The 26,895-nt window shown below is 39.9% G+C and carries 19 protein-coding genes and 2 tRNA genes; 13 read left to right on the top strand and 8 right to left on the bottom strand.

Going from position 1 to position 26,895, the window contains the following annotated elements; all coding sequences use genetic code 11:
• Window positions 1-207 precede the first annotated feature (207 nt).
• The 8 genes from EV194_RS14325 (at window position 208) to EV194_RS14290 (ending at window position 8,805) form a co-directional block, all read left to right on the top strand.
• A complete protein-coding gene (locus tag EV194_RS14325; RefSeq protein ID WP_132434769.1) occupies window positions 208-1,200 on the top strand; it encodes a beta/alpha barrel domain-containing protein in 993 nt (330 codons plus the stop codon).
• Window positions 1,201-1,288: 88 nt separating this feature from the next.
• Entirely contained in the window at window positions 1,289-2,575 is a 1,287-nt protein-coding gene (locus EV194_RS14320) for a hydroxymethylglutaryl-CoA reductase (RefSeq protein ID WP_132434767.1), read from the top strand.
• A gap of 1 nt (window position 2,576) precedes the next feature.
• Window positions 2,577-3,506, top strand: coding sequence for a GYDIA family GHMP kinase (locus EV194_RS14315; RefSeq protein ID WP_132434765.1), 930 nt, complete (start codon window positions 2,577-2,579; stop codon window positions 3,504-3,506).
• 66 nt (window positions 3,507-3,572) lie between these two features.
• Window positions 3,573-4,640, top strand: coding sequence for a diphosphomevalonate decarboxylase (gene mvaD / locus EV194_RS14310; protein ID WP_132434763.1), 1,068 nt, complete (start codon window positions 3,573-3,575; stop codon window positions 4,638-4,640).
• Between the two features lies 1 nt (window position 4,641).
• A complete protein-coding gene (locus EV194_RS14305; RefSeq protein ID WP_132434761.1) occupies window positions 4,642-5,619 on the top strand; it encodes a mevalonate kinase family protein in 978 nt (325 codons plus the stop codon).
• Window positions 5,620-5,748: 129 nt separating this feature from the next.
• A complete protein-coding gene (hemN, locus tag EV194_RS14300; RefSeq protein ID WP_132434759.1) occupies window positions 5,749-7,119 on the top strand; it encodes an oxygen-independent coproporphyrinogen III oxidase in 1,371 nt (456 codons plus the stop codon).
• Window positions 7,120-7,165: 46 nt separating this feature from the next.
• Window positions 7,166-8,536: a protoporphyrinogen oxidase gene (gene hemG / locus EV194_RS14295; protein ID WP_132434757.1), complete on the top strand. Its 1,371-nt coding sequence runs from the start codon at window positions 7,166-7,168 to the stop codon at window positions 8,534-8,536.
• A 184-nt stretch (window positions 8,537-8,720) separates the two neighbouring features.
• Window positions 8,721-8,805, top strand: a tRNA-Ser gene (locus EV194_RS14290).
• Between the two features lie 210 nt (window positions 8,806-9,015).
• On the opposite strand, the gene EV194_RS14285 is transcribed toward EV194_RS14290, so the two are convergent.
• From EV194_RS14285 to EV194_RS14250, 8 genes are all read right to left on the bottom strand, one after another.
• A tRNA-Arg gene (locus tag EV194_RS14285) sits at window positions 9,016-9,092 on the bottom strand.
• Window positions 9,093-9,293: 201 nt separating this feature from the next.
• Window positions 9,294-9,794 (bottom strand): flavodoxin domain-containing protein, encoded by a 501-nt coding sequence (locus EV194_RS14280; protein WP_132434755.1) that lies wholly within the window; start codon window positions 9,792-9,794, stop codon window positions 9,294-9,296.
• An 87-nt stretch (window positions 9,795-9,881) separates the two neighbouring features.
• Window positions 9,882-10,574 carry a hypothetical protein gene (locus EV194_RS14275; RefSeq protein ID WP_132434753.1) on the bottom strand — a complete coding sequence of 231 codons (693 nt, stop codon included), beginning with the start codon at window positions 10,572-10,574 and terminating at the stop codon, window positions 9,882-9,884.
• Window positions 10,575-10,686: 112 nt separating this feature from the next.
• The gene (locus EV194_RS14270) at window positions 10,687-11,820 is read right to left on the bottom strand and encodes a helix-turn-helix domain-containing protein (RefSeq protein WP_132434751.1); all 1,134 of its coding nucleotides are present in this window, start codon (window positions 11,818-11,820) and stop codon (window positions 10,687-10,689) included.
• A 201-nt stretch (window positions 11,821-12,021) separates the two neighbouring features.
• Window positions 12,022-15,375 (bottom strand): ligand-binding sensor domain-containing protein, encoded by a 3,354-nt coding sequence (locus tag EV194_RS14265; RefSeq protein ID WP_132434749.1) that lies wholly within the window; start codon window positions 15,373-15,375, stop codon window positions 12,022-12,024.
• Window positions 15,376-15,974: 599 nt separating this feature from the next.
• Window positions 15,975-16,880, bottom strand: coding sequence for a diaminopimelate dehydrogenase (locus tag EV194_RS14260; protein ID WP_132434747.1), 906 nt, complete (start codon window positions 16,878-16,880; stop codon window positions 15,975-15,977).
• 310 nt (window positions 16,881-17,190) lie between these two features.
• Window positions 17,191-20,463: an AsmA-like C-terminal region-containing protein gene (locus tag EV194_RS14255; protein ID WP_132434745.1), complete on the bottom strand. Its 3,273-nt coding sequence runs from the start codon at window positions 20,461-20,463 to the stop codon at window positions 17,191-17,193.
• Between the two features lie 54 nt (window positions 20,464-20,517).
• Entirely contained in the window at window positions 20,518-20,877 is a 360-nt protein-coding gene (locus EV194_RS14250) for a hypothetical protein (RefSeq protein WP_132434743.1), read from the bottom strand.
• A gap of 717 nt (window positions 20,878-21,594) precedes the next feature.
• Here EV194_RS14250 and hemA point away from each other — a divergent pair.
• The 5 genes from hemA (at window position 21,595) to hemL (ending at window position 26,885) form a co-directional block, all read left to right on the top strand.
• Complete coding sequence (gene hemA / locus EV194_RS14245) at window positions 21,595-22,845, top strand: glutamyl-tRNA reductase (protein WP_132434741.1); 1,251 nt, start codon at window positions 21,595-21,597, stop codon at window positions 22,843-22,845.
• A complete protein-coding gene (gene hemC, locus EV194_RS14240) occupies window positions 22,845-23,777 on the top strand; it encodes a hydroxymethylbilane synthase (RefSeq protein WP_132434739.1) in 933 nt (310 codons plus the stop codon). Before hemA ends, hemC begins: the two co-directional genes overlap by 1 nt.
• Window positions 23,770-24,492, top strand: coding sequence for a uroporphyrinogen-III synthase (locus EV194_RS14235; protein ID WP_132434737.1), 723 nt, complete (start codon window positions 23,770-23,772; stop codon window positions 24,490-24,492). The genes hemC and EV194_RS14235 overlap by 8 nt, the downstream gene beginning before the upstream one ends.
• A gap of 139 nt (window positions 24,493-24,631) precedes the next feature.
• A complete protein-coding gene (gene hemB, locus EV194_RS14230; protein ID WP_132434735.1) occupies window positions 24,632-25,600 on the top strand; it encodes a porphobilinogen synthase in 969 nt (322 codons plus the stop codon).
• Window positions 25,601-25,610: 10 nt separating this feature from the next.
• The gene (gene hemL / locus EV194_RS14225; RefSeq protein ID WP_132434733.1) at window positions 25,611-26,885 is read left to right on the top strand and encodes a glutamate-1-semialdehyde 2,1-aminomutase; all 1,275 of its coding nucleotides are present in this window, start codon (window positions 25,611-25,613) and stop codon (window positions 26,883-26,885) included.
• The last annotated feature ends 10 nt before the right edge of the window (window positions 26,886-26,895 follow it).

The following is a 26,895-nucleotide window of genomic DNA, read 5'->3' as shown; positions in this document are numbered from 1 at the left end:
GTAAATATTGAAATAAAAATTAAGGTAGATAATTAAAGTTTTCAACAGGTAGTTGGATCTTGTAAAATCTTGTCAACCTCTATTATGAAAAGACAAACCATAAACCATCAACAATAAACTCAGAACCATTAACCATCAACAATAGACTATCAACCCTATTACAAACTAAGAACCATAAAATCGAACCGCCTAAAAACATCAAAATAAATGGAAGAACGAAAAAGAGACCATATAAATTTGGCATTTCAGTCGCGTGTTGAACCAGACGGTGCCAACAAACCATATAATTACGAACCTTTGCTGGCGGCACATCCGTCAGACAATATGCTACCGTTCGGTTTTGCAGGAAAAACGATGCAATTACCTGTATGGGTATCGAGCATGACTGGAGGAACCGCCATGGCTGGCATCATCAACCGGAATCTGGCAAAAGCGTGTGCAGAGTTTGGCATGGGTATGGGACTTGGTTCCTGTCGCGCATTACTGGATGATGATAAATTTTTATCTGATTTCGACATCAGAGACATCATTGGAGACGATGCGCCTTTATATGCCAATCTGGGTGTGGCTCAGGTTGAGAATCTCATTAGCTCAAAATCGCTGGATAAGGTTGATGAACTCATACATATGCTCAGAACTGATGGCATCATCATACACGTGAACCCGCTTCAGGAAGCATTTCAACCCGAAGGAGACCGGTTTTCAGTCCCTCCCATTGAAACCATACAGGCTTTTTTGGAAAACAGTTCGGTGCGATTGATTGTTAAAGAAGTGGGGCAGGGAATGGGTCCGGAAAGTCTCAGGGCATTGCTGAAGCTCCCTCTTGAAGCCATTGAGTTTGGTGCTCTTGGTGGCACCAACTTTACCAAACTTGAACTCTTACGACATCAGAACCATGACGTATCGGTTTTTGATTCCTTTAAAAACGTGGGACATACAGCGGAGGAGATGACCCAAATCGTTGATGAAATTGTGGCAAGCAACCATGAAATAAAATGCAGACAGATTATTGTTTCGGGAGGAATCACAGATGTTTTACAAGGGCATTTTTTGGCAAAAAAATGTAAACTTCCCGCGGTTTTAGGTATGGGCTCCGCATTTTTGAAACATTCAACCGAAGACTATTCCTCTCTAAAACAGTATGTGCAACAAATAAAACAGAGTATCCTGATTGCAGAGCAATACCTTATGTTGAAGTAGCTGTTAGATAATCAGTCAATATTCACTCGAACATGATTACGTTTAACATCTTTATTATTAAAAATCTCATATTCTATTGATTTGTGGTATGGAACGAATAAAAGGATTTTCAAAACTATCGAGAAGTGAGAAGATAGACCAAATATCCAAATCACTCCATCTGAATCCCGATTTTAAGAAAACACTGGCATCGTTCCGGCATCCCGAGAAACAGGAGCTGTTCGATGATTTTTCGGAAAACACCATTACCAATTTTTACTTGCCGTTTGGCGTAGCACCCAACTTCCTCATCAACAATCGCATGTACATGGTTCCCATGGTGATTGAAGAGAGTTCGGTGGTGGCAGCAGCATCGCGGTCTGCAGCATTTTGGGCAGATATCGGGGGTTTTACAACAACCATTCACAACACCATAAAAACAGGGCACATTTGGTTCAAATGGCAGGGTGATTATCAACTCCTGAAATCGAAACAGCAATCAGCAGATAAAATTCTCAGGGATTCGGTGTCGCATATTTCAAATTCGATGGAAAAGCGAGGGGGAGGAATAGTGAAAATGGAATTCCTTCAGCAAACTGAACTCCCGGATGTGTTCCAGCTTTTGGTTCAGTTTAAAACAGCCGACAGCATGGGAGCCAATTTTATCAATTCTTGCCTGGAAGCGATGAAAGAACCTCTTTGCAACTTCTTCATCTCCAACGAGATGAAAAATCCGGAAATCATCATGGCCATTCTATCAAATCATACCCCTGAGTGCCTGGTTACCTGTTCGGTAAAGTGTAAAACTGAGCAGTTACAACCATTTGCAGGAAACCTGCCGGCAGCAGAATTTGCAGAAAAATTCAAACTGGCGGTAGATATTGCTCGTTGTAATCCGCACAGAGCCGTAACGCACAACAAAGGAATTTACAATGGCGTTGATGCCGTTATTCTGGCCACAGGAAACGATTTCCGTGCAGTGGAAGCTGCCGGTCATGCCTTTGCGTCTTTGGACGGGCAATACCGTTCTCTGTCACATTGCAACATCACCAGCGACGGGGTTTTTCAATTCAAACTGACCATCCCTCTGGCCATTGGCACTGTGGGAGGATTGACCAACCTCCACCCCATGGCATCTGAAGCCATGAAAATTCTGCAACACCCCAATGCCGAAGAGTTAATGTCTGTGGCTGCCGCTGCAGGCTTAGCCAATAATTTTTCAGCAGTGGCTTCACTGGTGACCACCGGCATTCAAAAAGGACACATGAAACTGCATCTTTCAAACATTCTTAACTCACTTAATGCCACCACAGAAGAAAAAGAGCTTGCCAATGAATACTTTGCCAATAACACGGTGAGTGTTAACGCCGTAAAGAATCTGCTAAACAGAACTTAACATGTATTTTCACGCAAACGGGAAATTGCTGATTACCGGTGAATACTTGGTGTTGAATGGAGCCAAGGCTTTAGCCGTACCTTTAAAAAAGGGACAAAGCATGAAAATTGAAGAGGATGAATCCAACGGATTCATCTGGAAAGCCATGACTCCTGAAGGTCTTTGGTTTGAATCGGAATTCGACAAAAATCTGAACATCATAAAAACAACCAGTTCTGCGCATGCAGAAAAACTCAAATCGATTTTTGAAGCCATCACCAGGCTTAATCCCGCTGCTAAGAAAAAAATAGTCAATCAAAGCATCACCACGCAACTTGAGTTTCAACCCGATTGGGGATGGGGAAGCAGCTCCACGCTCATTTCCCTTTTATCGCAATGGTTGGAAACTGATGCATACCAAATTCTTCAACAAACCTTTGGTGGTTCGGGGTACGATTTGGCCTGTGCCATTTCTCATCAGCCTCTATTTTTTAGGATTGATGCCAACCATCAACCAACAATTTCCCCGGTGCAGTTCTCACCACCTTTCATGGAGCAAATAGGTGTTGTATGGCTCAATAAAAAACAAACCTCATCGGTAGAAATTGTGAGATTCAAGGAAATGCAAGTGCCGGTATTTAAAGATATTGAAGAGATTTCAAAAATATCGGAAGAGATTGTGAAAGTGTCTGAAATTAAGCAGTTCTGCGAACTGCTTAACACCCATGAAGAGATAATCAGTAAAGTAACAGGCCTTACTTCCGTAAAAAGGAGTTTGTTTCCCGAATTCAACGGGACCATGAAATCCCTTGGCGCATGGGGAGGCGATTTTGCTTTGTTTATTAGTGATGAACCATTTAGCTCTTCGGCTAAATGGTTTTCCCGGAAAGGTTATCAAACATCATTCAGGTTAAATGACATCATGACAAAATCAGACCAAAAACTCCACTAAACAAAAAGTTCCGAATCGTTGTTTAATCTTCATACAATAAAGATTAAACTGTTTATCTGTAACTAAATGACCAAAGTTTCTCAAATAAATGCTTCCACCGAATGGAGAAGTCCGTCAAATCTGGCCATTGTAAAATATTGGGGAAAACGAAACGTGCAGGAACCCATTAATCCCAGCGTGAGTTTTTCTTTGAAAAACTCCGTTACCATCACGCGTGTAACGGCTACCCCTTTAGAAAAAGGTGGATTTACTTTTTCGTTAAACGGTGTTTTCAATCCTGCGTTTCACCCAAAAATTGAAACATTTCTAAAACAGGCTCAACACCATTTGCCATTTATCAGAAACCACCATTTAACCATAGAAAGCAGCAACACTTTCCCACACTCATCCGGTATAGCCTCATCGGCAAGCAGCATGAGTGCCCTTGCGCTTTGTCTTTTGTCATTGCATAACTTATCCATTGGAAAATCTCCTGAATCGGTTGATTTAACCATGGCTTCGGGTTTGAGCAGATTTGGTTCAGGAAGCGCATGCCGCTCTGTTTTTGGAGGATGGAGTTTGTGGGGAAAATTTGATGAAGTGAAAGAGAGTTCCGATACCTATGCTGTTCCAATTCCGAAAAACGTGGTTTCCCCCGTTTTTCAGGACTTAAAAAACGCCATACTCATTATCAACAGCGGCTCCAAAAGTGTAAGCAGCTCACAAGGCCATCAGTTAATGAATCAACATCCATACAGAGAAGCAAGAGTTGAACAAGCTTTTAACCACACCGGAATATTGCTTGAGATTCTTAAAACAGGCGACTGGGATGGGTTTATTGAAACTGCCGAAAATGAAGCACTTACACTGCATGGATTGATGTTAAACTCTTCACCATCCTACACATTGATGGAACCAAACTCATTGCAAGCCATCCGGTTAATCAGACAAGCACGCACAGATGAAAACCTAAAAATAGGGTTCAGTATGGATGCAGGTCCAAACCTTCATGTTCTTTATCCCGCATCAGAGGTTTCGAAGGTTGAATCATGGATTGAAGAAAACCTTAAGCCGCTTTGTCAAAACCAACAAATCATATATGATTCCGTTGGAGATGGTCCCATAAACATCCAATCCATTAATAACACGATTTGACATGTCAACACAAACAAACGGATACAACGATACCTTCCACTCCAAAATAATGTTGTTTGGAGAATACAGCATTATTTTAGGCTCTATGGGCTTGACCATTCCATATGCGCATTTTAATGGTTCATTGGGTTTTATCAACAAAAACAGATATACAGATCTGGACTTTGCAAAGCGCAGCAATCTGTTGCTCTCAGAGTATTCCGAATACATTGATAAACTTGAAAGCAAAGGGTCACTACCTGATAACTTTGACAACAAGCGCATGAAAAAAGACATCGCCAACGGACTTTATTTTGAAAGTACCATTCCCGAAGGATACGGACTTGGCAGCAGTGGTGCGCTGGTGGCTGCTTTGTACCACAAATATAAAACCGATAATCAGAACCCTCGAAGAGCAACCACTCACAATCAGCTGCTAAAACTGAAAAAGGAGCTTGCAACCCTGGAAACATGGTTTCATGGAACCAGTTCCGGCATTGACCCGTTAATCTGTTACATGAAACACCCGTTGCTGTTGAATAACGACACCAGCATAAAACCCATTGGAATTCCGCGTTATAATTTAACAAACGAAGATGCTATCTTTTTGGTTAACAGTGGTAAACCTGGCAAAACGGCACCTCTGGTTGAGCGTTTCATGTCGCAATTAGAAAATTCTGATTTTAAGGATTTAATGCAAAACCAATACACTCCCCTGAACAATAAATGCATCAAACATCTGATTTACGGAGAACTCGACCAGTTCACCGAATCGCTGAGTGAACTCTCACAATTTCAGGCCACACATTTTAAGGAGATGATTCCTCCAATTGTAGAAATGGAATGGATATATGGCATCAGCACCCAAAAATACCTTCTAAAACTTTGTGGCTCAGGAGGCGGCGGATTTGTTCTCGGCTTTACCAGAAACTACAGCGAAGTTAAAGAACGCTTTCAGGAAAAAAATATGGAAGTGGTGCCGGTTTACAGGGCAGAGTGAAAGGAGTTATTTTTAGTTTAGGTTTTATAGTTTAGTTTTTAAACCATAAACCACAAACAATATAACTATAAACATGAATTAAATAGTTTAAATTTGCCGGTTGTTGAAAATTTTCTGAAATAGATAAATATGATTAGTCAATCCCTCATAGAGAAATACAATCAACCCATCCCCCGTTATACAAGTTATCCGCCGGCTACGGTGTTTCATGATGGTTTTACTCCAAACGACTATATTCGAATGGCTGAAGCGTCAAACCTTGAGGAGCCACGAGCCATTTCGCTGTACCTGCACATCCCTTTTTGCACCAGGCTTTGTCTCTACTGCGGCTGCAACACATTAATTACCAACAAGCAGGAATTGATGACCCAATACCTGGAAGCTCTAAAAAAAGAGATTGAAATGGTAAGCAAATGGCTCGACAAAGAAAGGCCGGTCACACAAATTCATTGGGGAGGCGGTACACCAAATGTGCTGTCAACAGCCGATGTGGGATCAATTATGGAATTAATTCATGAAAAATTTTCGGTTTCGAAAGAAACCGAAATCGCCATGGAATGTCATCCTGCACACATCGATATAGAATATCTCAGTAACCTTTTCAGCATGGGATTCAACAGAATCAGCCTTGGAATACAGGATTTTAACAGTGAGGTACTTAAAGCAGTTCATCGAATGCCACCGGCCATTCCCATCGAAGAGATTGTTCAATATATTAAGGAGAGAGAAATTCCTCTTAATCTGGATTTTATCTATGGATTGCCGCTGCAAACCTTAGAAGGCTTTAATAAAACCATACAACAAGCAGTAAAACTGCAACCCGACAGACTGGTGACCTTTTCTTATGCACACGTTCCGTGGGTAAAACCGCATCAAAAAACACTGGAAAAAACCGGACTTCCATCTCCCGAAGAAAAAACTGCCATGTACCTTTCCAGTTACGAAACAATTTCCCAGAACGGATACATTCCAATTGGTTTCGACCATTATGCTAAACCCGATGATGAACTGAGTGTGGCATTAAAAAATCATCAACTACATCGAAATTTCCAGGGATATTGCACCAAATCGACAACAGGACAGGTTTATGCTTTCGGGATGTCAGGCATTAGTCAGTTAAGTAATGCCTACGCACAAAACACCAAAAAAATAAATGCATACATGGAAGCCATCAACAATGGCATTCCTGCTACAGAAAAAGGATATGTCATTACCGATGAAGAGAAACTAACCCGGGAAGTCATACTCGAATTGATGTGTAATAACTACCTCAACTGGGAAGAACTTGCATTGAGGCTCAACTGTCAAGTTGATGACCTGAAAAAGGCTACCGCATTTTCTGAAGAAAAAATTAAAACTTTTATTGCCGATGATTTGTTGATTAATATAGATGATGCCTTGGAAATTACAGACGCAGGCCGGTTTTTTACCCGTAATATAGCTTCGGCCTTCGACCCAAAGCTAAAGACAGGCCCCGGACAATTTTCCAAAAGCATTTAACTTCATTTTTGACATTATTTATACATTGAAACAGAACATCAGCAATATGAGTACCCGGTCAGCTGTCATCATAGGAGCAGGACTCACAGGATTAACAACAGCCTTTTATCTGAAAAAAGCCGGATGGCAAGTCACCATACTTGAGAGGTCGGCCAGAACAGGAGGTTCCATACAAACCCACCGTGAAAACGGGTTCATTTTCGAAAGTGGCCCAAACACTGGAATTATTACAAACAGTGAGGTTGCGGATCTTTTTGCCCGCCTTGAACCGGATTTTAAATTTGAGCCTGTCAATGAAGAAGCAAAACGCAGGTTAATCTGGAAAGGATGCAGATGGTATGCCCTCCCTCATTGTTTAAAAGAGGGAATCAGAACTCCTCTGTTCAAATGGCGCGACAAATTTAGAATTCTTCTGGAACCATTCAGAAAAAAAGGCAGGAACCCGGACGAAACGCTTGAAGGACTAGTGAGGCGGCGAATGGGAAACTCCTTTTTAAATTATGCCATCGACCCATTCATCTTAGGTGTTTATGCTGGAGACCCAGCTCAACTTGTCACGCGATATGCTTTTCCTAAGCTTTATAACCTTGAACAGGAATATGGCAGCTTTATAAAAGGGAGCATAAAAAAGCATAAAGAGCGCAAATCTCCGGAGCAGCAAAAAGTTACCCGGCAAATGTTTTCGGTAACAGGAGGACTAGATAATCTAGTTTACACACTCACCGAACAGGTAGGTATTGAAAATTTCGTTTTCAACTGCCGTAGAATTACCATTTATCCTAAAGGAGACGAATACTCGATATCATACGCCCGTGAAGGTCAAACCCATCAAATTAACAATAACGTGGTGATTACAACCACAGGCGCAAACGAAATTGATAGCCTTCTGCCATTCCTCAACCAGCAAGAGAAGGAATCCATTAACAACCTGAATTACGCCAAAGTCATTCAGGTGGCCATTGGTTTTAAAAAGTGGAGAGGATTGCCTCTTAAAGCTTTTGGTGGACTTATTCCTCACAAAGAAAACAGAAAAATTCTGGGAATTCTATTCCCTTCCGCCTTCCTGAAAGGACGTGCACCTGAGGATGGAGCCCTTTTATCGGTATTTATGGGAGGAGTAAGAAACCCGGAAATTCTACATCTCGACGATTCCATTATAAAAGCGATGGTAATGGAAGAACTTCGGTGCATGATGCTTATACCCAGTGACGATGAACCGGATCTGTTTAAAATTTTCCGCCACAACCACGCCATCCCTCAATACGAAATTAATACAGGCGAAAGACTTAGTACCATAGCAAAAATAGAGTCCCGTTTCCCGGGTTTAATACTTGCCGGAAACATCCGAGATGGAATAGGAATGGCAGACAGAATAAAACAAGGCACCACCATTGCACAAGAACTTATTAAGGGTTGACAAGTTGAGGGTTTTGGGTTTTGGGATCAGAGTTGATAGTTTATCCAGAAAACCGTAAACCATAAACCAAACAACCATAAACTAATTAATGTCCGTTCAGGCAAAAAATCTCAAATTGGTGAAAATATTTTCCCAATTTGTTTTGCAAATAAAATTAAACCCCTATTTTTGCAACCGCAATGAGGGAGAGATGGCAGAGTGGTCGAATGCGGCGGTCTTGAAAACCGTTGACCTTCACGGGTCCGGGGGTTCGAATCCCTCTCTCTCCGCAAAAAAGACTTTCATGAAAATGAGAGTCTTTTTTTATGGAACGAAATGAGATATCCTTAATTATTATTGCTCCCCAGAAATTTGGATTGTTCACCAATTTGTTCACCAGCATTATGATATAATATGGTGTATTATGAATACCCCCTAAAAACAAAAACCGTTGTAAATCAATCGATTTACAACGGTTTGAATATATTTGGGATTGTGAATGGTGATCCGGACAGGATTCGAACCTGTGACCCACAGCTTAGAAGGCTGTTGCTCTATCCAACTGAGCTACCGGACCGTCTCGTTTTCGGTGTGCAAATATAGAAAAATATTCTAAAACCAGGTAATATATCTGCTTTTTTAAGAAAAAAAACAGAGTTTTTTTGAGGCTATTGTGATCTTAAAAGATATATAGCAAAACCATAAACGAAGTATCCGCATCATAACTCTTAATGCACAAAAAAGGTTGGTTGTATTCATGTCTCTGGTAGTGTTTGGATTATGAGTGATAGTTTGTAAGAATGTTAGCTGAAATTCGGGATATGAGTTGGTCTATTTGATCATAATTTATGTTCGAAACAGAGTATCTTATTCCTGTTATTCTTTTTATAATGATTTTCTCGATGAAATTCATTTTCTCAAGTTTAAATTCACCTCCTGCATAGCAGGAGGCAAATGCATGATTTCTCAATAATTCCGGAAATGCGTTAGCGAATTGTAACTCTTTTTCGATATCATTCATGAAACAAATAAACAAGGCTATTGGTTTCTCAAGCAGTGTGATGATGTTTTTATTTATAAACTTCTTCATGTTTTTCCCTATTTTACCGGCATGTATAGATGCACCTAAAACAATAAGGTCATATTGTGTAAGGTCTGTTTTCTCATTTTTTGCTAAGTTTATGAGCTCAGTTACGGAATCGTTAATGCCATCAGAAATTGCTTGAGCCACATTGGCAGTGGTTCCGTGTTTCGATTCATAGATTATTGCGGTTTTCATATACTCTATAATTTGTTTTTCAATGACTCTCAAAACTTCAGGAGAACGAGTCCCGATGTATCGGGACTCGTTTCATATTTCCAATAATTAGAAAGGATTAAACTGATAAATTATTCCGAATTTGGCATAACTGGATCCGGGCATATCAAATGACTTTTGATTATAAAAGTCTTCATAGATTTGGCTCCCACGGTACCCTTCAATAAACCACCCCAGACTGTTTCCGTTCTGAAATCTAAAGGGGGTTGATGAAGCACCAAGAGATATACCTGCTGAAACAGAGTTGTATGAATACTCGGGCAGTTGCCCCTGATGTGTGAAGTGGAGAAGATTATATTGCACAACCGGTCCAATTTTTATTTGAAACAGCCCTTGTTCATGGTGTTTTCTTACGATTCCAAAATTCCAAAGTACCGGAACCATATATTGAACCAGAGAAACCTCTCTGTTGCCGAAGAATTGATTGGTCTCATCTCTGTAGCTGAATTCCTGACTGTTCACCATAAAATCGAGCCCTGTTTCCAGTGCATTATAGCCAATGGGTTTTAATATTCTGGCTCCTACATTGAAGCCTCTGTTTGTTGCACCTGAGAAACCATCGACAGGACTACCGGGAACTACATCCAATTGAGTATTTTCTACAATTCCACCTTTGTTGATACCTGCCTGCAGTCGGAATATCAACTTTTGGTGGTCTGTTGCAGAGGTTTCACGATGAGTGGCACATCCAAGAAAAAAGGGTGCTGTTAATAATGTCAGTTTTAAGTATTTTTTTAGCATGATAAAGTGTGTTTTATAATTACCATGCAAAGAAATGTATTGGTGTGTAATTGAGAGACTCATTTTTTCGAAATGAGGTCTCAATTTGCCTGAAACAGCAAAAAATGAGGTCTCAGTTTTTTGATACTTTCTGTAAATACTGACTTGGAGTATAACCCGTCATGTTTTTAAACACGCGATTAAATGTAGCTTTAGAACTGAATCCACAATCAAGGGCAATGCTGATAAGAGTATAATCTTTGTTTTGGGGATCTTTACACTTTTGTTTGAACTCTTTAATTCGGTAGTGGTTGATAAAATCAAAGAAACTCTTGTTTAATTGTACATTCAATATGGATGACAAATACTCAGGAGAAGTATTTAGCTGCCCGCTTAATCCGGCAATGGTAATGCTTTGATCTAGGTGAGGTTTGTTTTGCTGCATATAATGCAGCAAATCGTTTATAAAGGTCGAATCTTTGCTATTTGGATTCATATTCAAAGAAGGTGATTGTTGCCTTTTATCTAAATTCATCTTAACAGGCATACTGATGAAAACATTTTCCTGCCTGAGGCCAAAAAAAGCCAATGTAAGCACATAGAATGATGCCATAGCATGTGCCAATGATTGCATAAAACTGTATGGCAATAAATGCCAAATGTAATCTAATGTGTAGGTAAGGCTATTAAATGCATAAAGCACAACTGCTGTATAGAGTAGAAACTTCAACCAGTCCAGACCAATTCCTGATATTTCTGAAAAATAACTCTTTATTTCGTCTTTATACTTTTTGATTCTACATATTGCGACAAATATATAGCTGTGTGATGACACAGCTATCCCTGCAATAACTACCGGATAGATTAATCTTTCTTTAAAAGACTGGTTGATATCGATTTCAATTCTTGTTTCAACGGGATATAAAAATTGACCTGAGAATAATAGAATTGAAACAATAAAAAAGGGAATTAAATGAAGAATATCGATTTTACTAAACTTGAAGTTTTTCGTAGTTAGTGATTTTACATAAAACCAGATGACCGGGCCGTGAAGAAAAATCACGGTGGGTGAACTGTTTAAAAAAGCCGGATATGGATAACCATTCTGTCGGTTGTAAAGCTCCATGAAACTGAGAAAGGTGGTTGTAGCGAATATCAGGAAGTTTAATGAAAGCAAATAATCCGAGATGTTTTTTTTCTTTTTTGTAAGGATTAATAGAGCAAGGAATATACCCTGAACAACCCCGATTATTAATATGGTGTTCATAAATCTTTCTTGATATGGTTGAATACTCTTCTGACAATGACAAAGATAATGAATTTGAAAGATTGTCAGATAAGTTTATTCACCAACATCAGAGGATTCTTTTCCAAAATCAAATATTATGAGGATTACCATAATTCCTTATTGTATGCTGAAAATTTGAATCATTCTTCCAAAACCATCAATGGATATTGGTCATTTTATTTAAGAATCCTTATCAGGCATCAACGGTAAAGAGAAATAAAACATCGATCCTTTTCCCGGTTCAGATTCAACCTCAATGGTGCTGCCCATCTGATTCAGAATTTTATTACTAAGTGCAAGTCCGAGTCCGGTTCCACGATATAGTACCGAAGTGTCTTTTTCAATTTTGTAAAACGATTTAAAAATCTTTGGTATTTCTTCTTTTTCTATGCCAATTCCGGTATCTTTTACAAAAAATGTAACGCTGTTGTTTTCTGTTTTCCAACCAAAATGAACATAACCTTCATTGGTAAATTTAATTGCATTTGTAAGCAGATTAGATAGCACTTGTTTTATCCGGATAGGATCGTTAAACAGTTCTAAATCAGTTGACGAGTTATCCTGAATGACTTTTAATTCAATCTCCTTTTCACTCTTCATGTTGAAATAGGCAATCAGTTCTTCCATTATTTGTCTTACGGAAAACCATTGTTTGGTCAGGCTGAACTGATTGGTCTCAATCATAGAAATATCAAGGATGTCATTTATTAAAGTTAACAAGGTATCTGTATTGGTGTTAATCATCTGGATGTAAGAATTTTTCTCTTCATTGTCCAGATCAGGCTGAACCAGAAGATTGGAAAAACCAACGATGGCATTCATGGGAGTACGCAATTCATGGCTCAGATTCGCCAGAAAGGCTGTTTTTAATTTGTCCGAGATTTCAGCTTGTTCTTTGGCCTTAATTAGCTCTTTCGTTCTTTCGGTAACTAAATCTTCCAGTTGGTTTCGATGACGTTCTAATTCATAGTTCTGGCATGTAATCTCTTCTTTTGACTCTTCCAGTAAGGCATTTGTTTCAGAGAGTTCCTGAGTTCGTTTTGCCACACTCTCTTCCAGTTCCATGTTTCTGCGTCTAATAGCCCTAAACCTGTACTGGATTCCAAGATATACACACAGCAGAATAAAGAGTATTGTCGCAATTCTAAATATTGGCGTTTGCCACCAGGGCGGTATGATGACGATTTTCAATTCTTTTGGTTCCAGACTCCAAATCCCATCATTATTTGTTCCGGCAACTTTAAATGTATATCTTCCAGGGCTAAGGTTTGTATAGGTTGCAAAGCGTCTGTTTTCAACTTCGTGCCATTGGCTTTCATACCCTTCTAGTTGATACTTATATCTGTTTTTTTGTGGATTCAGATAATTAATGGCCGAATAAAAGATAGTTATGTTGTTTTGTCTATATTTGAGACGGATTTCATCAATATTATTAACATTAATTTTTCCTAGCTGCTCCTCAATATTCTCAGTTTCATCAGTTCCAAAAACCTGAAAATCTGTTATGATTATTTCGGGTGGAATTGGATTGTCATGTATGTGGTCAGGGTGAAATCTTACAAAACCTCTGGAGGTTCCAAAATTCATATATCCATCTGTCCCCCTTTTTGCCGCTCTTGGTCTGAAATCATCGGCCGCGAGTCCGTCAAACTGATCATATAATCTGAAGTTGGGTTTTTGAGGTGTTTCTGCACCGTTAATAAATTTCGCAATCCCCTTATTGGTGCTTATCCATAGGTTTTTATGATCGTCTTCCAGTATTCCCTGAATGGTGTTGTTCGGCAAACCATGATAGGTGGTGTAGTGGATAAATGTACGATCCTCTTTATTAAACAAGTTTAGTCCCAGATTTCCGGCAACCCAGATGTTGTTATTGCTGTCTTCGAAAACAAATAATGTCTGACCTCTTCTTAAACTTTTAGGGTCTGATGGATCGTGTATGAAATTAGTGAAAGTACCCGATTCTTTATTAAAAATTGAAAAAGCTGAATAGCAGGTTAGCATAAGTGTTCCATCTGATGCTTCAAAAAAATGATTTACAGAATTGTGGGGTAATGAATAAGGATCATCAGGATTATTTCTATATACCTCAAAGCTTTCATTTTCATAATCAAACCGGTTTAATCCTCCATGTATAGTTGCTACCCACAAATTATTGTTTTGATCTTCCTTTATGGCAAATACATGTGGGCTTGAAATTGATCCGGGGTTTTCTGATGGTGCGTATGTTTTAAAAGCTTCTGTATCGGGGTTAAACAGATTTAATCCACCATTCCATGTCCCTACCCAAAAATTCTCCCTACTGTCACGGTAAAGAGCTACAACTCCTTCGCCTTTTAATGTCCCGGAAGAATAGGAGGATGAGTAAAATGTTTTGATTTCGCCTGTTGCCTTTTTTAGTCTATCAAGGCCGGCTCCTGTACCAATCCATAAATAATCATCATCGTCCAGAAATGAGGTTATCAAATGGCTGCTGATTGACATACCCGGAACCGGATTTACGATGTAATTCCTGAATTGCTTTATTCGTGCACTATACAAATTTACGCCCCCGCTATAGGTTCCAATCCAGATGTCTCCATTTCTGTCTTTATACAGGCTTGAAATATTGTTATCACTCAACCCCCACATGTTTTGAGGATAATGAGCATAAGTGCTAAATTTAATTGATTCTCTGTTGTTCGTAACAGAGTTAAGGTCAACAACTGTAACATTCCCACCTGAACTGTTTCCAATCCATAACTGGTTATCTCTAATTATTAATTTATTAACATTGCTATTTGTTAGTTTTGAGAAAGTTCCATTCTCCGGAAATGCTAAGTAATTCTTAAACTCATATACTCCATCTCTGCTAACTCCAATCCATAGTCTATTATTCTTATCTTCAACAATTGCACGGACTTCTCCTTTAAAATCAGTATCGTACCGTTTAAATGATTTTTCTTCTGGTAAATAAAGATTTAGACCATTGTTTGTTCCGATCCATAGATTCCCTGACGAATCTTCAAAAATAGATCTTACCTGATTATGCGATAGACTTTTGGGTGAGTCAGAATGTGTAAATGTTATTATTGTATCTTTTTCAGGGATGTATTTAAAAAGGCCGTTTTGCGATCCAAACCAAACATTGCTTTTTGAGTCAGTAAATGAGCGTTCAATATTTTGATTTTGGAAATAGTGGAAAGGATAAATAGCGTCAGTATTAAGATTATAGATGGAAACTCCCAGAGATGTACAGATCCACATCTCATCTTTGTTCTTTTTTGAAATATCATTGATTGATGGATGAATGAGACCTTCATATTGTGTTAATCCTGCCGTAAATACCCTAAAGTTGTGTCCATCAAATCTGTTAAGTCCGTCACCCGTGCCAAACCACATGTATCCAAACCTGTCCTGGTAAATGGCTCTCACATGACTGTGGGAGAGTCCTGTTGCTGTGGTAAACTGGATAAACTGTTTGTTCTGGTTCTGCGCGATGGAACAAAGTGATGAAAATATGAGAATTATGTATGTTAGAATAATGCGCAGCATAGGTTGTTTACAGTTTCTATAAATGTTACTTTTTATATTTTAATGAAATGAGCAAATTTACTCTGATTGGTACCATATGCTATTATATTTCTGGTATTCAAGTTTAATAATACGAAATTAAATTAACATTTCATAACAAAACGCAAAAAAAACTCTACCTATGCATAAGTGGCTATGATAATTCGTTTTATTGTCTGAAAAAAGTTCATTTAAACATTAGGTACGTACATGACATATAGAAAGTTTCAATCTTTATATTGCGATTCTGACTTGAAAATAAAATGTAGGTAATCAAGGGGTTTCAAGTTTATGTTCAGATATTAACCTAAGGTTTAACTTACGGAAACATAAATCAGGTTTCAATGTTTTTTTGTGATTCAGGATTGAATGTCGTTTAGTTAAGCGAAATAACCTGACAGTTTATTTCCGGTAACTAATTGATATTGTTTATTTTATTATCCTGTCCTAATAAGAATATCGAAACCTGTCAGGTCTTAACTAAACGATATTGATTCAGGTTTACAACATTATGAGCATAAAAAAGGCGGCCTCTTTCGAGGCCGCCTTTTAAGGTTTATTCACAACAAGCTTTCTTCCGTTTAAACAAGTTTCTTCAGTAAAGCATCTTTATCTCCAACCAAATAGTCAATGGGTGGAATTTCTGGCATGGTGTATGCTCCGGGTTTCTGTTTTAATGCGGCACGTGCACAGGAAATCAGAATCTGAGCTGTTAAGGCAGGATTATTTATCTTCATTTTAAACTCGAAAAGTTGATTCTGAGTTTTACCTGAAACTCCTTTATGTTCAAGTAATACGCCATGTCCCATGTCTTTTAAATCATCTACACTGGGGACAGGAATCACATGTGTTTCATCATTACAGAAATAGCTGTCGACTTTAATGTCTTTTGCAACTTTATCTGCATCAGCACCGGCTTCCAGTTCAACATAAACCATGCGACGGTGAATTCCTGTGCCGGTTGGGATAGTCATGGAAAGTGCATCTTTTACGCCATCTTTGCCCTTAGCCACCACTGAGTGTCCCATGCTCATTCCGGGACCAAAGTTGGTGTAGGTAAGCCCTTTAGGTGCCATGGCTAACAGTAGGGTGCGAACCACCGAGTCACTTCCCGGATCCCATCCTGCTGAAATAATGGCCTTTGAATTGTGCTTCTTTCCGGTTTCATCCAAAAGGGAACGCAATTTTAACATCTCATCTCCATGGATATCGAAACTGTCAACCGTGCATATTCCTTTCTCCATAATGGCTTTGGCAACCTGGGGAATGCTGCGGGTTGGAGAGCACAAAACGGCCACATCCACTTTTCCTAATTCTGAAATATCTGAAACTACTTTTATATCAGCGAGCTCCGGAGGATTGTTGCCGGTAGAACCTGCACGACGTACAACACCTGCCAACTCCATATCGGGTGCGGCCTGTATGGCTTCTACTGAAAATTTACCAATGTTTCCGTAACTTACTACTGCTACTCTGATTTTACTCATAATACCTGGTTTTTTATGGTTTTTTGGTTCCGGATAAAGTAAAGATTAATCTGTTTTGTATCTTCTCTCCGGCTCCATTTTTTAATTACGAAGCACAAATTTCGCAAAATTTAACGAGAATTACAAATTGAAGATTTTTGCGCTCTTTTTGTGATAGTTTTCGATATTTAGTGATTTTTATTTTATGTTTTATTGTAAGATTTAGGAAAAAGAGAGTTAATTATTGCCTGTTTATCGGTCATAATAGCATTTTTCAACAAAAGAGGGGTGTTTTCAGACACCCCTCTTAAAAAATCACTCTAAAAAAAGTTTATTCCTGATTCTGGCTCTCTTCTCTTCTTCTTAAATTTTGTAATAACGATTGACGAATGATGTCCCTCAACTCAAGTTGCTTGTTGGCTACCAGCCTTTGTGACGAAGGTCTGTAATATCTTCCGTACTGTGGCCATGCCAATCTTCGGCGCATCCTGTCAGGGGTTCCTTTCACATCCAATCCCAATCGGAAAGGCAGCGGTGACCTCACCAAAGATATATGGTAATCAAAAGTCATATCAAGATTATGGTTTCCCGATATAACTGCACCGTATCTGTCCATCACAATTAGGAACGGGTAGATATCCACCTGGTCTTCAAAAATGGTAAATTCAGCAGATAATGTATCCACTTTATTTTCGGCTTTCCTACTGAACCAAAGCCTTCTTGCTATTTTGCTAAAAGTTTCTCCATCCATTAGAACCAAATCGTTCCCTACTATCGATGAAGCCCCTCTGAGAGTAGACATTTTCAGTGTGTATGTTGAGTCCATATAAGTTTCTACGGCTATATGAAATTCTCCGGTTCCTTTAAATGAGCGTAGCATTGGCATGATTGTATCAATGTCCGGAATCAAATTTAACAGTTCGTTGATTTGAATATCCAACATGTGAAAATCAAGCCCCAGATAGAGATGGTTCTTCCGTGGTGTTCGGTAAATTGATGTCATCTGCATCTCTGCTGCTGAAGTGCTAAAAGTGAGATCCTGAAGTACCAGAATTCCATCATTTATAATTACTTCACCTAATACATTTCTGGCTGTATCAACACCAAAGGTTGCTTTTCTGATGTTGCTTTGCAAAATAAAATCCACACCCTGAGGTACCATGTAAGGCCCTGTAAATTCGCCATCTTCTGCAAGGTCAGCACTGGTTTCTACATTCAATGATTCAACCGATTCTTCAATTCCCAATCCGCTGGTCAGGCTCATGAGTTGAGTGACATCCGTAATGTCTGAATCAAAGTTAAATCTACCGGTAAGGATGGAGTCACCTCTTATCCATGATAGGATATTTCGCATCTCTCCGGACAAATGAAAATCAGAGTTTCCAATCATCATTCGCCCTTCTTTAAAATTGAAGTTCTCAGGGTCGAAGTCCATTTTAACCACCGGTATTTGAACCGGGTAGGAGAGTGCATGCAAAGCAAAATTGGCATTGCTCATGTCTAAAAATCCATTGATAAGCCACTGCATGAAAAAATCTTCCTCCGCAGGTGCAACGTGTTGCATGCCGGTTCTTAAATCAACTTTCCCAATCTCGATGTTGTTTTCGCCGGCGAACAGTTCCAGGAAATCGCCTTTATAGTATAGTTCTATATCGGGTTGTTCAGGATTTCCGGCCATTGGAGCAAGCAAAAACTTGCCGTTTGGCTGGCGAATGGTTAGGCGAATGGTATCCATTTCGGCATACACCTCTTCCAAATTAAAGGTGCATATAACTTGTGGAATTCTTGTGGAGTCTCTGAAATCGGAGGTTTCAAGAAAGAGTTCTCCGTTTTTTACGGTGGTATGCATATCTTCATTTACGCTTGCAAACAGTTCTGATACCGAGAATCTGAATTGCGCAAAACCCGGGTTTTGGTCAGATTTATCTGGATTGGGAAGCGTAAAATCCAGTTTTGAACCGTTGGTTTTTAAAGAAATGGTATCGTAAACCATTTCAAATTCCGTAAATGTGGCAGAACCTGAAAATCTCATTTTCTCAAGTTCCATATTTTCCATTTGCGACATGCTAAAGTTTGAACGGACACGTCCGTTCAAACGGCCTTTCATGCTGGTATTCAACTCTTCCGGAATCAGATGATTAAACTCTTCCATCCATAAATTAGCCCTGGTGCTTAAATTGGTATGGATGTCTGAAAACAAGCGGTTTATTACTCCAGATGTAGTAAAAGATGAGTTTGCTGTTGAGGCATTGAAGCGATTAATTCGCACAAATGATTTTGCATCATCGGCCAAATCGGTAAAAATATGAACGTCACCGTTCATATTTCTCATGGGCAAAGGATACTCGGCATAGTTAAAACTTCCATTTGTTAATTGCAGTTTGATATCCATCAACGGCATCACCGAATCACTGTAAATGCCTGTTATCATTCCGGTGGAGCTTATTATACCATCAATTTCTATTCCTTCCAAATACTCATGGAAAGCCGGAGGAACCATGGCTATGATTTCTCTGATTCGCCAATTTTCAAGCTGATACCCCATGTTTGTATGAATGATACCTACTGTATCAACTTCCAGAGTTCCGGATAAGTTTGCTGCAAGTTGGTTTACCGAAGCTGTTGCATCATCTAGGTTAAGCCATACCCGAGAAGGAATGAATGTAGTCGAAGGAGCGTTTATGATAACGGATGCGTTATTCAGGTATGTTTCGCCATCGTAACCAAATGTAACCTGTGATTGAGAAATATTGATGTTTCCTTCAATGTGGTCGGGAAGCATGGTGCCTGCCAACGAACCTGAAATGTTTTTCACAAAGGCCTCCATGGTATCATAGATATAGGTAACATCACCATCTTTAATATCAAAATTTCCGGTTATCTCATCACCCTCAATATCAAAATTGCCCGAAGTTTTTAAGTTGTCAACCTCGGTTAGCATATCATTCAATAGGAAAATAAAGTTGGCATTTTTCAGGTTGATGGAGCCCGATATGTTGTCTCCTTGCATTTTTCCTGTAATGGAAGTGGTTAGTTGGGTGATTTCTGTAACGATATTTGCAGATAAATCGGTATAGTAGATGTTCAGATTATCGAGGTCGGCCCTTTTAAGGTTGATGAGGTCAAATGGAAATTCCGAATCAGTTTTTACTTTTTCATCGGACTCATCTTCTGTTTTCTCTGTTTCGTCGAGAAACAGAGAAAAATTGGAATTGCCGGTAGAGTCTGTAAACAGGTTGACAAGTCCATTTTTTAAAATGACCTTTTCAATAATCACCTGGTCATTTTTCCACCATGCTAAGAAGTCTATAATACCTGTAAACTGCCCTGCATGAAGGAGTGTGTCACTTTTAGCCCCACTGAATGGACTAAGAATGGTCAGTTCATTAATTCTTAAGCCAAATTGCGGAAAGGTGCTGAAAAAGGTGAGCTCCACTTCCCCTATTTCAGTATGATATGGCAAGTGCTTTTCAGCTTGCTTTCTGACAATGGGAGTGAGCCTTTCGGGAGTGAACACCAGCCATAAAGCAACGCTGATAATTATAAACAGAACAACCAACACCGATAATACGGTTATGATAGCAGGTTTTAAATATCTCTTCATCAGGTTATAATTAGATTGTAAACTTAGGCAGGAAATAGCAAGTTTTATGTTGTTCTATTCATTTACTCTCGTAAACGAAAAGGTACGTCCGTGACCTTCGTATCTGAGCCGGGTACTCGTCAATTCTGTTACTGTATAGTAGCGAGGGACGTTGCCGCCTATTTCCATAATATGGATTTGAGTTAATTCGTCCTTTACAAGCGTCCATGTATAATCCTGCGCTTCGTCCTCTTGAACGTCATCTGCAGTATTCCATCTGTAACCTGTTCCATTTGCAAAATAACGTTCAAATAGAGTTCCTGATTGCCATTTTCCTGGCAAAAGAGCTTCATCAAAGTCATCGTCCTTATCACAACCGGTAAATATCAATACGACAAGTATTGATAATCCGAAAAAATATAGAAACTTCTTCATTATTTAAGCATGAAAGGTTTTAATATATACAATATCTTAATTTGGAAACGAGTATTGTTGGTGAAAAACAGAGACTTATAAGCGTTCTTCATCCAAGTTTTAATTGGTCTGAATCAACAAACTATTTTTCTATAAAATTATGAAAAATATGGACAAAACTCCATCATTTATTGCTCTATTAGCAAATTTTGTGCCTGAGGTGGAATTTTTATCTGACGATTAATAAAAACTGGATGAGCTTTTTTTAGATTTCAGGGCTAACGCCCCTCCATTGTCATCCTCCGATTCTTCTTTCTACGAAGATTACAGGGCTACGCCCCTCAACGAAAGTACATCAAATAAATATTGAGTACAATATAAAAAAATGATTCCATCTATAATGTAGAAGTACTACCATGGAAGAGGATATTCAATTAATATTTTAGGGGCGTTAGCCCTGGCATCTTACTTCCATAATATTAGGACTCCTGCCAAATTGCAACATTCATTTAGCTCATGTGATTAATTTCGAAAATCAATAAATATTTAGTATTATAGGACTAACGTCCCCAAATCATAAAACCACCTTGAAAAACATCGATATACACCCTAAACAGGATATTTTTGTATTAAAATGATGGATTCAAGTATAAAAATTCTTAATTTTATAGCTTCAAAATTACCGGGATAAAAATTCCCCTTTTAACCAGGTGAAACAAGCCATTGTTTATTTAGGATATGATTGGAGTTATTGGAGTTAGTCACAAATCAGCTTCGGTAAAGGTGCGGGAACAACTGGCCTTTGACCGAGAGGAAGCCGATTTGCTTGCTAGAAGAATTTTGAGTGGAGAGTATATCAAGGAACTGGTTATTTTATCAACCTGTAACAGGACAGAAATATACTTTTCCGCAGAGAATATTTGTACCAATGGTGCAGCCAAAATAATACATGGGGCATTGCAAGGAGTTAAGAATTTTTCTGAAGACATTCAAACCTATCTTTTTCAATTATTTCATCACGATACTGTTCGCCATTTTTTTAGAGTGACTTCCGGAATGGACTCCATGATTGTGGGAGAGTACCAGATAGTTGCGCAGGTGAAAAATTCCTATGCAGAAGCTGAAGAGCGTGGTAGCATAGGAAAATTATTTCACAGGTTCTTTAATAAAGCATTGGAGTGCAGTAAACAGGTTCGGATGAGTACCCCTTTTAACCGAGGAGCTTGCTCAGTAAGCTATGCTGCCGTTGAGAAGTGTTTTGAACAGTTCTGCGACCTCGAAAATAGGAATATTCTACTTGTTGGTACCGGAGACACCGGAGAACTGGTATTAAAAAACCTTCACAAAAAAGGTTGCAGAAACATCAGTGTTACCAATCGTACAGAAGAGACTGCACGTAAACTGGCTTCTGAATATAGTTGCAATGTGCTGCCGTTCGAACAGCTGATGGATGGGATTCATACCGCTGAAATAATCATTACCTCCATTGCAGGCAAGGAACCTATTTTCAATGCAGAATTAATTCAACCACACCTGAACGGACACGAGAAGGTTTTGATGATTGATTTGGGAGTACCCCGTAATATCCATTCCAATGTTTCAGATATTCCATTTATAACTTTATATAACGTTGACGACCTTGAAGAAGTAATTGCTATGAATGCCGAAAGAAAGCAGGAGTACGTTGCAGTTGCAGAGGCAATTGTAGATGAAAAAGTGAAAGAGTTTACCAATTGGCTAAACGGACAAAATCTTGCGCCTGCGATTCGCAATATCGACAAAGTTATTGATGCCATTTACGAAAAGGAATTAAATGCTTTCAAGGGAGAGTTTTCCGATGACGAGTTCGAACAAATGAGGAAATTCAACACCCACATGTCCAAAAAGCTGAAAAGCCGCATTGTCCGCCGACTGAAAAATGTTTCTGACAATGGCCGACTCACTGAATACGTAAGTGTAATCAATCAACTTTTCGATAAAAATCAATAATGCACAAACGCACCATTAAAATAGGAACCCGTGGCAGTCAACTGGCACTCTGGCAGGCACGGGAGGTTGAAAAAGAGCTGCAGATTGCCCATCCTCATATTGAGACCGAAATTGTGGTGATTAAAACCAAAGGTGACATCATTCTGGATGTGGCTTTGTCTAAAATTGGCGACAAAGGCCTGTTTACCAAAGAAATAGAATTGGCGTTGCTGAACGGTGACATCCATATGGCCGTTCACAGTTTGAAAGATATGCCCACCGAATTACCTAAAGACCTTATGCTTGCAGGTGTTTTAAAGCGGGGTGAAGTGCGTGATGTTTTTATTTCACGCGATGGAAAACCTTTGTCGGAGTTTACTCCGAATGATAAAATAGCCACTTCCAGTTTGCGCCGCCAGGCGCAACTGTTGCATTACAACCCCGCTTTTAATATTGTTGATATCCGCGGAAATGTAAATTCCCGAATTGAAAAGATGAACAACGGCCATTGCGACGCACTTATCATGGCTGGCGCAGGAATCACCCGATTGGGTTTGGAACATCTGATAACTCACTATTTGGAGCCGGACATTATGATGCCGGCAGTCAGTCAGGGAGCCGTTACCATCGAAATCCGTGAAGGGGATGAGGAGGTATATCAACTGGTAGATTCCATCAACCATTTACCAACCTGGTACCAGGTCATGGCCGAACGCGCTTTTCTCAGAACCATGGAGGGTGGTTGTCAGGTACCAGTGGCTTGTTATTCAGAGTTTATTGATGATAAAATCAAGATGAATGCAATGGTTGCATCTCTTGATGGTAAAGAAATCATCAGTGATGTCATGGAAGCCGATTCGCAGGAGGCTGCCGAAAAAGCCATCATGATGGCTTTTTCCATGCTTGATGCCGGTGCAGATAAGATAATGGAATCCATTAGAAGTGATGAATGAAAAACTGGTCATACGAACGTTTCCTCTACCCGTTGGTGATGATGTCTTTCTAAAAATATTGAATCAGCGGGGAATAAACGTGGTGGATGCACCCATGATTGAAACCAAAGCTCTGGATTTTGAACTGAATCAACCACCAGACCATTACCAATGGCTTATTTTTACCAGTAAAAATGCCATCATGCCATTTTTTAAAAAAATAGCCAACCTATCGGGATGTAAAATTGCAGTAATTGGCGATTCTACAGCCGAAGCTCTTAAAAAAAATGGCCATCAGGCCGACTTTATTGGAAGTGGCCATTCAGGTGCCCGATTTGCGGAGGAGTTTAAAGCGGTTGCCACAATAGGGGATAGAGTCTTGTTGGCTGTTGGTAAACTGGCTTCCAACGTTATGGAAACCAGTCTGGAAGGGAAGCTTTTCATTCACCGAATCAATGTATATGAAACAACTCAACCCTCTGTTATTAATCACAAAGCCATTGAGTGCATCGAATCCGATAATTACTGCTATATTGCAGTTTCAAGCCCTTCCGCGGTCGATAATCTGATGACGTTACTCAAAGGCAAAAAAAATACACTACGATTTGTCAGCATCGGTTCAGTGACATCTGCTCAAATCAGAAAATACGGCCTCGAACCCTCCGGCGAAGCAAGCGAACAGAGCTACGAAGCCCTCGCCCAAACAATCATTTCAACTATAAACCCTAAACCCTAAACCCTAAACCCTAAACCCTAAACCCTAAACTATAAACTATAAACCCTTCCCGATTCTCGGAATGAAACCATCAATAAAAACATAAAAACCTATAACTTCGAACTTTAAACTTATAACTTAAAACATCAAACTTAAAACCATGTCATTTCCAATCACACGATTAAGAAGATTACGCCAAAACAAAATGATGCGGGATATGGTGCGCGAAACCGAAGTGAATCGAGACGACCTGATTATGCCCTATTTTGTCTGTCCCGGGAGTGGAATTAAAAAGCCGATTGCATCCATGCCAGGTAATTTTCAATGGTCCATTGATTTGTTGGTCGAAGAGGTGAAAGATTTGATAAACCATGCCGGTATTCATAAAATTTTGCTTTTCGGTATTCCCGAGGAGAAAGATGAAACCGGTGATGTGGCATGTGAACACGATGCAATAGTTTGTCGTGCCATTCGAGCCATAAAAATGGAGGTGGGTGATGTGCTGATTGTGGCCGATGTTTGTAATTGTGAATATACTACCCATGGTCATTGCGGAACCATTGTTGATGGGGATGTGGACAACGACCTCACTTTGGTTACACTTGCCGGACAAGCCATGGCGTTGGCCGCGGCCGGTGCCGATGTCATTGCCCCCAGCGATATGATGGACGGCCGCGTGGCTGCCATACGGAAGGCTTTGGACGATGGTGGTTTTATAAAAACGCCAATCATGGCCTATTCAGCAAAGTATGCATCATCATTCTACGGCCCTTTTCGGGATGCCGCTGAGAGTGCCCCTCAATTTGGCGACCGCTCAACCTACCAGATGGATCCCGCCAACAGCGATGAAGCCCTCAGGGAGGTGGAACAGGATATTGCCGAAGGCGCAGATATGGTAATGGTTAAACCCGCCTTGAGTTACCTTGATATCATTCAGCGGGTAAAATCAACATTCAATGTTCCGGTGGTTGCCTATAATGTAAGCGGGGAATTCAGCATGGTTAAAGCAGCCGGTGCCAACGGCTGGATTGACGAAAAGCGGATGATTAAAGAGATTCTCACATCGATAAAACGAGCAGGAGCCGATGTTATCATTACGTACCACGCGAAAGAGTTTGGAATTGGATAAATATAAACATATGAGAAACACCAATAAAAGCATTTCAGCATTTAAAAAATCTATAGAATTGCTTCCGGGAGGAGTCAATTCTCCTGTACGCGCATTTAAGAGCGTAGGCGGAAACCCTCTGTTTATTGATAGAGCCAAAGGTGCAACCGTTTGGGATATTGATGGCAATAGTTATTTGGATTTTGTGGCTTCATGGGGTCCAATGATTTTGGGACATGCCCGGGAGGAGATTGTTGAGGCCATCCAAAAAGCCGCAGAGAAAGGCACCAGCTATGGAGCTCCCACTCTTGCAGAGAATGAGATGGCTGAATTGATTATATCAATGGTTCCATCGGTTGAGAAGGTGCGAATGGTGAATTCCGGAACGGAAGCAACAATGAGTGCATTGCGTTTGGCAAGGGGTTTCACCGGCAAGGATAAAGTGGTGAAATTTGCCGGGTGTTTTCATGGCCATGCCGACAGTTTTTTAATAAAAGCCGGTTCAGGAGCCATGACATTGAGTTTGCCCGACAGCCCCGGGGTAACAAAGGCCGCTGCTGCCGACACGCTCACTGCTGAATATAACGATTTGGCCTCTGTTGAGGCTTTGTTCAACGAATTTGGCAGTGAAATTGCTGCCGTAATTGTAGAGCCGGTGCCGGGAAATATGGGTGTGGTTTTGCCTAAACCCGGTTTCCTTGAAGGTTTAAGAGAGCTTACCAACCGACATAAAGCCTTGCTAATTTTTGATGAGGTGATAACAGGTTTTCGTTTGGCACCGGGTGGTGCGCAGGAGCGGTTGGGAGTTATGCCCGATTTAACCACCATGGGGAAAATAATTGGAGGAGGCCTTCCGGTTGGAGCTTATGGAGGTCGCAAAGAAATCATGGATTTACTGGCACCCAGCGGTCCGGTTTACCAGGCTGGTACTTTAAGTGGAAATCCTCTGGCCATGGCTGCCGGAAGCCGAATGCTTCAGATATTGAATGATAACCCGTCGATATACAAAGATTTGGAGCGCAAGGCTGCACGTCTGGAAGAGGGACTAAATGAGCAACTTAAAAAATCCGGAACCGCAGGTGTGATTAACCGAATTGGCTCTATGATGACACTCTTTTTTACCGAATTGCCGGAAGTTAATGGATTCAATGATGCCATGACTTCTGATACAGAAAGATACGCACGCCATTTTAACGCCTCGTTGGATAAGGGTTTTTATTTTGCCCCTTCGGCTTTTGAGTGTACTTTTATATCCGATGCTCATACCGATGATGACATTGAGAAGGTGATTCAGGCCTTTATTTAATTATTTTATA

It is taken from the genome of Natronoflexus pectinivorans (assembly GCF_004345615.1).
Classification (GTDB): domain Bacteria; phylum Bacteroidota; class Bacteroidia; order Bacteroidales; family Marinilabiliaceae; genus Natronoflexus; species Natronoflexus pectinivorans.
Note: the sequence above shows the minus strand (reverse complement) of the source record. Positions and strands in the feature narration are given on the sequence as shown.

Bases quoted from the DNA above. Each gene is read 5' to 3' on its own strand.
- EV194_RS14325 (WP_132434769.1), top strand. From the start codon at position 208: ATGGAAGAACGAAAAAGAGACCATATAAATTTGGCATTTCAGTCGCGT.
- EV194_RS14320 (WP_132434767.1), top strand. From the start codon at position 1,289: ATGGAACGAATAAAAGGATTTTCAAAACTATCGAGAAGTGAGAAGATA.
- EV194_RS14315 (WP_132434765.1), top strand. From the start codon at position 2,577: ATGTATTTTCACGCAAACGGGAAATTGCTGATTACCGGTGAATACTTG.
- mvaD (WP_132434763.1), top strand. From the start codon at position 3,573: ATGACCAAAGTTTCTCAAATAAATGCTTCCACCGAATGGAGAAGTCCG.
- EV194_RS14305 (WP_132434761.1), top strand. From the start codon at position 4,642: ATGTCAACACAAACAAACGGATACAACGATACCTTCCACTCCAAAATA.
- hemN (WP_132434759.1), top strand. From the start codon at position 5,749: ATGATTAGTCAATCCCTCATAGAGAAATACAATCAACCCATCCCCCGT.
- hemG (WP_132434757.1), top strand. From the start codon at position 7,166: ATGAGTACCCGGTCAGCTGTCATCATAGGAGCAGGACTCACAGGATTA.
- EV194_RS14280 (WP_132434755.1), bottom strand. From the start codon at position 9,794: ATGAAAACCGCAATAATCTATGAATCGAAACACGGAACCACTGCCAAT.
- EV194_RS14275 (WP_132434753.1), bottom strand. From the start codon at position 10,574: ATGCTAAAAAAATACTTAAAACTGACATTATTAACAGCACCCTTTTTT.
- EV194_RS14270 (WP_132434751.1), bottom strand. From the start codon at position 11,820: ATGAACACCATATTAATAATCGGGGTTGTTCAGGGTATATTCCTTGCT.
- EV194_RS14265 (WP_132434749.1), bottom strand. From the start codon at position 15,375: ATGCTGCGCATTATTCTAACATACATAATTCTCATATTTTCATCACTT.
- EV194_RS14260 (WP_132434747.1), bottom strand. From the start codon at position 16,880: ATGAGTAAAATCAGAGTAGCAGTAGTAAGTTACGGAAACATTGGTAAA.
- EV194_RS14255 (WP_132434745.1), bottom strand. From the start codon at position 20,463: ATGAAGAGATATTTAAAACCTGCTATCATAACCGTATTATCGGTGTTG.
- EV194_RS14250 (WP_132434743.1), bottom strand. From the start codon at position 20,877: ATGAAGAAGTTTCTATATTTTTTCGGATTATCAATACTTGTCGTATTG.
- hemA (WP_132434741.1), top strand. From the start codon at position 21,595: ATGATTGGAGTTATTGGAGTTAGTCACAAATCAGCTTCGGTAAAGGTG.
- hemC (WP_132434739.1), top strand. From the start codon at position 22,845: ATGCACAAACGCACCATTAAAATAGGAACCCGTGGCAGTCAACTGGCA.
- EV194_RS14235 (WP_132434737.1), top strand. From the start codon at position 23,770: ATGAATGAAAAACTGGTCATACGAACGTTTCCTCTACCCGTTGGTGAT.
- hemB (WP_132434735.1), top strand. From the start codon at position 24,632: ATGTCATTTCCAATCACACGATTAAGAAGATTACGCCAAAACAAAATG.
- hemL (WP_132434733.1), top strand. From the start codon at position 25,611: ATGAGAAACACCAATAAAAGCATTTCAGCATTTAAAAAATCTATAGAA.